Genomic DNA, 10701 nt, shown 5'->3' on the forward strand with positions numbered 1-10701 from the left:
ACCATAACCAGCCATGAGTGGCCGTTCGTCATACCACCCGGCTGCCAGCATCTTGCTCTCTATCCACTGGCGCGCACGGATAATTTCCAACAACGGCTCGGCGGACTTTTCCGTCCACATCTCAATCAGGAAGGTTCCCCGATAGTTAAGGCGGCGTAGCGTATTGAACAGCTTGATAAAGTCCACACACCCTTCGCCAAAGGGCACATCGCGGAATTGACCGGGCGAATCCGGCGTCACCGGGAATGTGTCTTTGAGATGGATCGCGGCAATACGGTCGATGCCTTTCGCCAGCTCGCTCTCCAGTTCGTTACCCCAGGCGGTTAAGTTGCCAACATCCGGGTAAACGGTGAACCACGGCGAGTTAATTTTTTCATCCAGTACTTTCCATTTACTGATGGAATTGATGAAAGGCGTATCCATGATTTCCACGGCACACATCACCTGCGCAGCAGCAGCCTGCTCCGCGGCCCAGGCCATCGCATCTTCGAACCAGGCGATAGTTTCTTCATTCTGTGGCTCATAATAAACGTCATAACCGGCAAGCTGGATGGTCCGTATCCCTAAATCCTGCGCCAGCCGCAGCGCTTTTTGCATGATGGCACGCGCCTGCTGACGAGTCTGGCTATCGTGGCTGCCGAACGGGAAGCGGCGATGGGCGGATAAGCACATCGTTGGAATGCGCACCCCGGTTTTCTGGATCGCGCTGATGATTTCCATGCGCTCCGCGAGAGACCAGTCGAGGCGTGCCAGCCGCTCTTCACTCTCATCGACCGACATTTCGACAAAATCAAAACCGCAGGATTTTGCCAGTGCCAGTTTTTCTACCCAACTGGTGTTTCCGGGTAGCGCCTTTTCATAAATACCTAACGGGTGGCTACGCATTATCTTCCCTCACGAGTGGCCAGTTGTTGTAACGCTTTTCGGCTGTGATTCATGGCGCGCTGTGCCTGCCATTTTTGCTTAAAGAATTTAAACGCCAGCGCTGCTATCAGCGTGATACCCCAGACCGCCAGATTGAAATGCAGGCTGAGGCCTAACAGGCTCAGGCCGGTGGCGATCACCTGCAGCACCAGCAAGGCGCAAAAGACGTGGCTGACTTTGCCTGAGCCGCCGAAGGGATCGGTGCCGCCCAGCACAATCGCCAGTACCGTCAGCAGCAGATAAGAATCGCCATAGCCCATACGGGCGGAGTTAAAACGGGCCAGCATAATCAGCCCGGCCAGCACACACAGCAGGCTGGAAATCGCATAAATCGCCATTAACACACGGTGGGTGCGAATGCCGCTAAACCAGGTCGCATTGATGTTGCTGCCGCACATATAGATGATTTTCCCGGTACGGGTTTTGCCGAGGAACAGCGCCAGACCCAGGGTAGCGACGATAAAAATCACCATCGGCACCGGAATGCCAGAGATCACTTCCGACCCGATACTGCGCACCACCGGTGGCATACCGATTAGCGCCGCGCCTTTAGTCAGGTAAACGCCGATGCCGCTGATAATGGTCATGCTGCCCAGCGTCACCAGAATCGGGTGCGCGCCTACACGGGAAATAATGGTCCCGGTGAGCGCGCCGATCGCCATGGCGATCGCCATTGCGCCCAGCAGCGCCAGAAACAGCCACCACAGTTGCATACCGGTAGACGCGTCAGCCGGCACATACTGGATCAGCAGCCAGGCCATAAACAGGCTGGTCAAATTCGCGGTACCGATAATCGCCAGATTCAGCCCGCCGCTCAGCATCGGGACAAACATCGCGAAGGTCAGTAGCCCCAGTTCCGGTAGCTGAAAGGCGATACTCAGAAAAGTGTTGTCGGTAAAAAAACGCCCTGGCATCGCCAAACTGAACGCCGCCACGGCGAAGAAACAGATCGCCAGCAACCCTGAGCTGGTGCCATCAAGCGGTAAAAATGCCTGCTTTTTCATTTCAAGCCCCCTGTCAGACGAATCCAACGTCCGTTTCTTTACGTTTTTTGTAATGGGTGACGCAGATAGCCGAGACAATCACCACGCCGATGACGATATTCACGAAGTAGCTGGAGACACCGATCAGGTTAAGACCGTTTTTGAGGATGCCGATCAGAAAGACCCCCATTAGCGTGCCAATCACCGAACCGCGCCCGCCGGACAAACTGGCTCCGCCCAGCACGGCGGCGGCCAATACATCGAGTTCGCCGCCCACCAGCGCGTTAGGCACCACTTCACTCATGCGATAGGCCTGTAGCATTCCGCCAATGGCGGCGGCGGCGCCAAGATACCCGTAGGCAAAAAGATAAATCAGCGATACCCGGATACCGATACGTCGTGCCGATTCGGTACTGCCGCCCACCGCATACAGCTGACGACCAATATGGGTTTTATTCATCAGCATCCAGGTGAAACAGGCCATCGCCAACATCACCACCAACGGCAGCCCGACCTGGTAGGTTTCTCCTTCAAAACCAAAGCTAAACAGCGATCGCTGGGTGATCCACCAATCCGGCAGGTCATAGATGCTGTGGCCGTTGGTCAGCCACATCAGCAGGCCGAACAACAACGACTGCATACTGATGGTGATGATGATGGAAACCACATTGAGGTAATAAATCAGGATCGCGTTGATTAGGCCAAATATCACACCCAGCGCGATAGCAAACCCCAGGCACAGCAGCGGGCTGGTCATGGTGCCGCTGAGCAACAGCGACGCCACCACGTACTGAACTACCGACGCCACGGCTGCGAAGGAAATATCAATCCCCCCGGTAACCAACACCACAAACAAGCCGAGGGCGAATATCCCCGTCACCGCGTAGCTTTCGGTGAGATCGAGCAGGTTCTGGATTGACAGGAACTCATTACTCATCAGCGAAAAAAACGCCAGCATCAGGACGATGACCCAGCCCAGCCAGCCTTCCACCGACCGTGGAAACCGGAGCGGCAATACATTAGCCATTAATCACCTCCGCCAGCTGCTGCTCGGTATAGTCCGCAGGCAACAGCTCGTTAATAATTTTCCCGCGCTGCATATGGAAAATACGATCGCAGTTGTAATACGCCTCTGGCGCTTCATCGGTAATCAGCAGCACGGAAATTCCAACGCCGGAAAGGTGGTGGATAAGCTGATAAATACTGTCTTTCGCGCCGATATCGACGCCGACGGTCGGCGCATCGAGGATCAAGACTTTGGGGCGGGTTAAAATCCATTTTGCCAACACCACTTTTTGTTGGTTGCCGCCGGACAGCGTCGAGAGCGGGTTATCGGGATTGGCGACTTTAATATCCAGATCCTGGATCCACTCCTGAACGAGGGTGGCCTGGCGTTTTTCGTCAATAACATGCCACGGCGTTTTTAACCGGTTAAGGATCGATAGCACCATATTGTCGCTGACCGACTGCGGGAGCACCGCGCCCAGCGTCAGGCGGTCTTCAGAGACATAGGCAATGCCCAGTTTTGCGGCCTGCGTATTGTCTTTGATGGTGACTTTTTTCCCTTCCAGATAAATCTCTCCGCTATCCGGATGGGTAATGCCAAAAAGACTTAACGCCAGCTCTGTTCGCCCTGAGCCTAACAATCCGCACAGTCCCAGCACTTCACCCTGGTGAAGCTTCAGTGAAATATCCTCGAACTGCCCTTTCCGACTGAGCTTATTCAGTTCCAGCACCACTTTTCCTTCCACGCTGTTCGGCAGCTTTTTCTGATGGACAATCGTTCTGCCGGTCATCAGTTCGGTAATACGCGACGGGGTTAGTAAATTCGCCGCCCAGGTGCCAATGATTTCGCCATCGCGGATCACGGTAATACGGTCGGAAATCTCTTTCACTTCATCCAGACGATGGCTGACAAACACCACGGTGATATTTTTATCGCGCAGATAATTGACCGTGCGCAGCAGTTGGTTAACTTCAGTACGCGTCAGCGACGCCGTAGGCTCATCCATAATCACCAGCCGGGCATCGGCCACCAGCGCGCGGCAAATCGCCACCTGCTGGCGCTGGGCAATCGGTAAATGCTGAACCTGCGCGTCCGGATCGAGGGAGAAATGTAATTCGTGGATAATTTTTAGCGCCAGCGCTTTCAGACGGGCTTTGCGGTGCCAGCCAAAATAGCCCTTGAGATTTTCTTCAAAGGCGATATTTTCCGCGACCGTGAGGTTCGGGAATAACGACAGATCCTGATAAATAACCTGAATGCCTAACTCACGGGCTTTATCCGGCGAGAGTCTGGACCAGGATTTATCATCAATAATAATTTCGCTACCGGCATCCGGGATATACACACCGCACAGGGTTTTTATCAGCGTGCTTTTACCACAGCCGTTCGCTCCGGCCAGACAGTGGACTTCGCCTTTATTTAACGTGAGATCAATATTCTTTAATGCCCGATGACCGCCAAAACTTTTGCTTAGCGACTTAAACGTCACCAACGGTTCACCGGCATTTCGTTCTGCAATATGCGGCATCATGCTGTTCCTGAAAACGACCAAAGGATTTCCGGGCCGGTTGGCGGCCCGGTGATGCGACCTGAAACTACAAACCTAACTTCACTAAACGCCGGGTATTTTCAACATCGAGCTTTTCGGGGTTATCGCTCAGGATGGTGTTGTTCTGGACTTTGATTTCGCCCATATCGCCGATTTTGACGCCGTCTTTAATCGGTTCGCCGTTCATCATCGCCGTGGCGACCTGAACGAAAACTTTACCGGCGATCATCGGGTTAGAAATGTAGCCGCCGTCAATCGCGCCTTTCTCCAGCAATTTAATGCCCTGACCCGGAGTGAAGGTGCCGAACACGCAAATCGCATCGTTTTTCTTACGTTTATCAATCGCGCGGCCTGCGCCAATCGGGCCCTGAGAACCGAACGACATAATGCCTTTGAGATCTTTGTATTTGGACATCAGGTCATTCGCAGTGCGCATGGAATCGTCCACCGATTCCGCCACGCCAAAGCGATCTTCCACCAGGGTCATTTTCGGATAGTGTTCTTTTTGATAAGCAATCGCGGCATTGGCCCAGTCATTCACCAGCGGTACCGTCAGGCTGCCGACAAACATGGCGTATTTGCCTTCTTCACCCATGCACTTCGCCATATCTTTCATATGATTGGCGCCCATGGTTTGGGTGTTCAGCAGCTCAAAATCCCAGTCAGCATTAGCCTGATCCGGTGATTCATGGGTAATCACTTTGATACCGGCTTCCTGGGCACGTTTAAGTACCGGCTCCAGCACTTTCGCGTCGTTCGGCACCACGCCAATCACATCGACTTTCTTAGCGATTAAATCTTCAATGGCCCGCACCTGCTCGGCCGGGTCTGCCGTCGTTGGGCCAACCTGCCAGGCATTAACGCCGAGCGCCTTGCCCTCTTCTTTAATCCCTTGTTCCATCACGTTGAACCAAGGAATCCCGCCGACTTTCACAACCACGCCCATGGTAAAAGGCTTGTTGGCTTTTTGCGGCGCAGTGGATTGTTCAGCCCACGCGGCGGTTGATGACAATGCAGCAGTAATCAGGCAGGGTAAGAGTAATTTTTTCATCGTAATTTCCTTAAGAAATAGCTTCAGACGCCAGGAATACCCAATAAAAATTGGCCTGACTTTTTATTTATTTCGACTTTCCTCTGGCATTGGCAGAATAAACAGACAGGTGTCATGATTATTCAGATAACGGCTAACACATACTACTTATCGACTTCCACCACATTTAGCTGTGGGTATTGCGCACGATAACGTTGATCAATACAGCTATTGGTGACCATAATATCGATTTCATCCAGCATACATATTTTACTGAAGGCGTATTGTTCAAATTTACTGGAATCCACCAGAAGGATCTTTTGCCCGGAAACCTGTAACATAACCTGCTTTAACCTGGCATTTATTTCACTGCCATCACGTATGCCATTTTCCAGATTTACTCCCTGACAGGAAAAGAAAAAACTATTAATTTGAAAATTTCGAATAGCACTCTCGGCAACGGGTCCATGGAAATCATCGTGGCGTTCAGAATACTCACCCCCAATACCGATAATGCGCACTTTATCCCGACAGGCCAGCGCCTGGATAATGCGTAGCGAATTAGTCACCACGGTAATATCAATGTCCGGAATTTGCCGGGCCAGAAACCAGCAGGTACTGCTGTTGTCCATCAGAATGCAATCGCCGGAATGAATAAACTGTAACGCTGCCTTGGCGATTTTAGTTTTGATATCAGGATGTTCCTCGGTACGCTTGCGAAATGATTCGGCGCGGTCCACGCTGCTCGCCTGCCATGCCGTCCCCTCTATCGCCGCTGCCGTCGCCTCTGGCGCATCCAGAGAAACCGCGCCGCCAAAGCTGCGGGTCAATCGTTTGTTACGTTCTAATACTCTCAGATCCCGGCGAATGGTTTCCGGTGATACCTGACATAATTGCGACAGCTCCGTTACCCGCACCGCCCCTTGTTTTTGCACATGGGCACAAATCATTTTGTAACGTTCTGCCTGCAGCATAATAGGGATCCGTTAAGTGTCATTTTACATGGTCTTATAATTAACGTTTCTACACGGAATTAAAGTGATTAATTTCAAGAAATATTCCATTGAAAAAGCCCGCGAACAATTGAACGATATTCATCACAATAAACAATGAAATAACAGCAACCAGTCAACATGTAAGGTGATAAAACTCACAAAATACGCTTGTTTTGCACGCCTGCCGTAACCTGAAAACACTCAAACAAACATAAATGGTCATCTTATGATTGACCAAATATGCCCGAATGTGACCGAGTATGACTTTTTCTTGCCATGACGCGCCTGACTACATTTTACATCCTATTTATTCGGCGTAATTTAAATAAAAACGCGGCACATATTCTCTGTTATCCGCCGTTAAGTCATTAATGCTGTTAAATAACATTCATCCTTTATTCTGGAGTCAACAATGAATACGTTAAAACAACACGTTCTGGAGGCGAATTTATCCCTGCCTGTGCATAAACTGGTGACCTTTACCTGGGGTAATGTCAGCGGTATCGATCGTGAAAAAGGTATTATGGTCATCAAACCTTCCGGAGTGGAATATAACCATATGGGTCTGGAAGATATGGTGGTGGTGGATGTACAAAGCGGCAACGTTATTGAGGGAAATAAAAAGCCATCATCAGATACCGACACGCATTTAGCGCTCTATCGTGCTTTCCCGACGATTGGCGGCATCGTACATACGCATTCCCGACACGCCACTATCTGGTCGCAAGCCGGAAAAGACTTAATGGCTTTAGGCACCACGCATGCGGATTATTTTTACGGAACCATTCCTTGCACGCGCCCGATGCATGACGACGAAATTAATGGCCGCTATGAATATGAAACTGGCAGCGTGATTATCGAAACCTTTGCGCAGCGCGGGCTCTCACCGGAACAGATCCCGGCGGTACTGGTCAACAGCCATGGGCCTTTCGCCTGGGGTTCTGATCCTGCTAACGCCGTGCATAACGCCGTGGTACTGGAAGAAATCGCTTATATGAATTTGTTTACTCAGCAGTTACAACCTCAAATTCCCGCCATGCAACCCACGCTGCTGGATAAACATTTCCTGAGAAAACACGGCGCGAATGCTTATTACGGACAGTAATCTTCGCGTGATGGCATAAAAAAGCCTGGCATCTCGCCAGGCCAGATAAGCCAGAATACCCGTTATGCCAGACGCGCCTTCGCGTAGCTGATCGCTTGTGCAATCTGCTGCGGAGACACCCCGCCCTTCGCGGCACGTTTGTCCAGACACGACTGCAGAGAGAGGATCGGGTATACGTCATCGCCAATGACGCTACTGAATTTCTGCAGATCGGCGAGCGGCAGGTCTTCCAGCGGTTTCCCCTGACGAATCGCCTCAACAACCGTTTCACCGACGATGTGGTGCGCTTCACGGAACGGCACGCCTTTCGCGACCAGATAATCCGCCAGTTCAGTGGCGTTAGCGTATCCTTGCTGCGCCGCTTCCTGGCAACGCGGACGTTTCACCTGAATGCCGTCCAGCACCAGCGCAGCCATATGCAGGCAGTCCAGCCAGGTGTCGAGCGCGTCGAACAAGCCTTCTTTGTCTTCCTGCATATCTTTGTTGTAGGCCAGTGGAAGTCCTTTCAGCGTCATCATCATGCCCGTCAATGCGCCCTGCACACGGCCACATTTACCGCGAATCAGCTCCAGCGCGTCCGGGTTTTTCTTCTGCGGCATCAATGAAGAACCGGAGGTCACGCGATCGGAAAGCTCAACAAAGCCCGCTTCACCGGTGTTAAAGAAAATCAGATCTTCGGCAAAACGCGACAGGTGCACCATACCGATAGAGGCGTCGGACAGCAGTTCCAGCACGTGGTCACGATCGGATACGCTGTCCAGACTGTTACGCGTGGCCGAGGCAAATCCCAGCCAGCCCGCCAGCTGTTCACGATCGATTTCATAGGCGGTCCCGGCCAGCGCGCCACAGCCTAATGGGCTAACGTCCAGACGCTTTAACGCGTCCTGCAGACGGCTTTCATCACGTGCCAGCATTTCGACATACGCCAGGCACCAGTGCGCAAACGTCACCGGCTGCGCACGTTGCAGGTGGGTATACCCCGGCATCACCGCATCCTGGTTATTTTCCGCCGTCTCGACCAGTGCGCTCTGCAACTGACGATTGGCGGTAAGCAGTTCGGTCACCGTCTCTTTGCACCACAGTTTCAAATCGGTAGCGACCTGGTCATTACGGCTACGCCCGGTATGCAGCTTTTTACCTAACTGACCGACTTTGTCGATCAGTTTGCCTTCCACCCAGCTGTGAATATCTTCGGCATCACTTTCGAGGATCTGTTGCGGATTAGCGCGAACCTCTTCCAGCAGTACGTTCAACGCCTCTTCGAGCTGAAGTTGTTCGTCAGCGGTCAACACGCCAACGGTAACCAACGCTTTGGACCAGGCCACAGAGCCAACAATATCCTGCTCCGCCAGGCGGTAATCAAAGCGCAACGAATCGTTGAACTGTTTGAACCGCTGATCTGCTGCCTGAGTAAAACGCCCACCCCAAAGTGCCATAACGAATTTCCTTAATTTGATATTTTTGCCCGGTGGCGCTGCGCTTACCGGGCCTACAAAACCCATGCAGGCCGGATAAGGCGAAGCCGCCATCCGGCACATTAATAGTTAAGCCAGAATACGTGTACCGATCGGCGTACCGTTGAACAGCGCCGGGAGTTGCTCGGCATGACGCCAGGAGGCGATATCCACCGGACGACCCAGCGTGCGTGCAGCATCCAGCGCGGCATTGACCTTCACAATCATGCCATCGGTAATAATACCCTGGTCGATCAGCTGTTCCGCTTTCGCGGCGGTCATTTCAGCAATGCGCTGACCTTTACCGTCGAGAATACCACTCACGTCGGAAAGCAGGATCAGATCCGCGCCCAGCGTCGCCGCCAGCGCTGTCGCCGCCTGGTCCGCGTTCACGTTCATCAACTGCCCTTCTTCCGTCACCCCAATCGAGCTGACGACTGGCAGAAAACCATTTTCCAGCAGCGTGTTAATCAGCGTAGGTGAACCCGGCTGCGCCAGTCCAACATGGCCAAGCTCTTCGTCGAGCTGGGTCACTTTTACGCTATCGCCATCGCCAAGATACAGGCCTACGGAGGCGATGTGGTGTTTCTTCGCCCATGCCAGCAGCGTTTTGTTCGCCGTTCCCGCCAGCGCACCGGTGATGATGTCGATCTGGTCAGCAGGCGTCACACGCAGGCCGTTTTTCTTTTTCACCGGCAGGTTGAGCCCTTTCATCAACTCATCAACGACACAACCGCCGCCATGGACAATGACCAGCGGACGCTGATGCGACTCGCGATAGTTCACCAGCGCAGTAAAAAGACGCTCCAGCGCCTCTTCGCTATCCAGTAATACGCCACCCAGCTTGATAATTAATGGACTCATCATTGCACCCTTAAATAAGAGACTGCGTTTCAGCAAAGCCGAAACGGATATTGGCACACTGCACTGCCTGTGCGGCGGCGCCTTTCAACAAATTATCTTCGGTTGCCACCACGATCACATGTTCACCCTGCACGGCAAAACCGATATCGCAGAACGGCAGCCCAACGACATTCTTCAGCGCCGGAACGCCTTTGTCATACAGACGCACCAGCGGTTTATCCGCATACGCCTGCTGTAATACCTGCGCGACCTGCGCAGCGGTCACGCCCGGCTGCAGTCGACAAGTGATCGTTTCCAGGATCCCGCGCGGGAAATTGCCCAGATGCGGGGTGAAAATCACGTCCGTTCCCAGATGGGTGGCGATCTCCGGCTGATGACGATGGGTAAACACGCCATACGGTTGCAGGCTCACTTCGCAGAAGCTGTTAGACAACGCCGCTTTACGTCCCGCTCCGCTCACCCCGCTGGTCGCGTTAATCACCGGCCATTGCGTCAAATCCAGCAGTCCGGCATCAATCAGGGGTTTCAAAGAAAGTTGCGCCGCCGTGGGATAGCACCCTGGCACCGCAATCAGATTCGCCTCTTTCAGTTTGTCGGCGCTCCACTCCGCCAGACCGTAGACCGCCTGCTCAAGCAGGTTGGGATACTGATGGGTGAAGCCATAGTATTTTTCATAGAAGCCGGCATCGTTCACGCGGAAGGCACCGGAAAGGTCGAAGACCACGCAACCGGCAGCCAGAAATTGCGGCGCCAGGTCATGGCTGACTTCGTGGGCGGTGGCTAAAAACACC

At 52.9% G+C, this 10701-nt stretch carries 10 protein-coding genes; 1 reads left to right on the forward strand and 9 read right to left on the reverse strand.

The genetic code is table 11. The annotated features are described in order from the left end of the window. The 6 genes from AB7E14_RS13905 to AB7E14_RS13930 all read right to left on the reverse strand — a co-directional run. On the reverse strand, positions 1-885 hold an 885-nt coding region (locus AB7E14_RS13905; protein WP_428169607.1), incomplete at its 3' end, for an L-ribulose-5-phosphate 3-epimerase. Next, the gene (locus tag AB7E14_RS13910; protein ID WP_428169608.1) at positions 885-1928 is read right to left on the reverse strand and encodes an ABC transporter permease; all 1044 of its coding nucleotides are present in this window, start codon (positions 1926-1928) and stop codon (positions 885-887) included. The genes AB7E14_RS13910 and AB7E14_RS13905, both read right to left, overlap by 1 nt. Positions 1929-1941: 13 nt before the next feature. Beyond that, positions 1942-2934 (reverse strand): ABC transporter permease, encoded by a 993-nt coding sequence (locus AB7E14_RS13915; RefSeq protein WP_061069500.1) that lies wholly within the window; start codon positions 2932-2934, stop codon positions 1942-1944. Beyond that, the gene (locus AB7E14_RS13920) at positions 2927-4444 is read right to left on the reverse strand and encodes a sugar ABC transporter ATP-binding protein (RefSeq protein ID WP_394804287.1); all 1518 of its coding nucleotides are present in this window, start codon (positions 4442-4444) and stop codon (positions 2927-2929) included. Before AB7E14_RS13920 ends, AB7E14_RS13915 begins: the two co-directional genes overlap by 8 nt. A gap of 64 nt (positions 4445-4508) precedes the next feature. Beyond that, a complete protein-coding gene (locus AB7E14_RS13925; RefSeq protein WP_044328351.1) occupies positions 4509-5513 on the reverse strand; it encodes a substrate-binding domain-containing protein in 1005 nt (334 codons plus the stop codon). A gap of 143 nt (positions 5514-5656) precedes the next feature. Continuing rightward, positions 5657-6466: a DeoR/GlpR family DNA-binding transcription regulator gene (locus tag AB7E14_RS13930; protein WP_042998952.1), complete on the reverse strand. Its 810-nt coding sequence runs from the start codon at positions 6464-6466 to the stop codon at positions 5657-5659. 433 nt (positions 6467-6899) lie between these two features. On the opposite strand from AB7E14_RS13930, the gene araD reads away from it, so the two are divergent. Beyond that, positions 6900-7592, forward strand: coding sequence for an L-ribulose-5-phosphate 4-epimerase (gene araD / locus AB7E14_RS13935; RefSeq protein ID WP_316962753.1), 693 nt, complete (start codon positions 6900-6902; stop codon positions 7590-7592). A 62-nt stretch (positions 7593-7654) separates the two neighbouring features. On the opposite strand, the gene argH is transcribed toward araD, so the two are convergent. The 3 genes from argH to argC form a co-directional block, all read right to left on the reverse strand. Then, positions 7655-9028 carry an argininosuccinate lyase gene (argH, locus tag AB7E14_RS13940; protein WP_042998950.1) on the reverse strand — a complete coding sequence of 458 codons (1374 nt, stop codon included), beginning with the start codon at positions 9026-9028 and terminating at the stop codon, positions 7655-7657. 108 nt (positions 9029-9136) lie between these two features. Next, entirely contained in the window at positions 9137-9913 is a 777-nt protein-coding gene (gene argB, locus AB7E14_RS13945; protein WP_086512777.1) for an acetylglutamate kinase, read from the reverse strand. A 7-nt stretch (positions 9914-9920) separates the two neighbouring features. Next, a partial coding sequence (gene argC, locus AB7E14_RS13950; RefSeq protein WP_428169609.1) for an N-acetyl-gamma-glutamyl-phosphate reductase occupies positions 9921-10701 on the reverse strand: 781 nt, incomplete at its 5' end.

The organism is Citrobacter sp. (assembly GCF_050252275.1).
In the GTDB taxonomy this organism is placed as follows: domain Bacteria; phylum Pseudomonadota; class Gammaproteobacteria; order Enterobacterales; family Enterobacteriaceae; genus Citrobacter_A; species Citrobacter_A amalonaticus.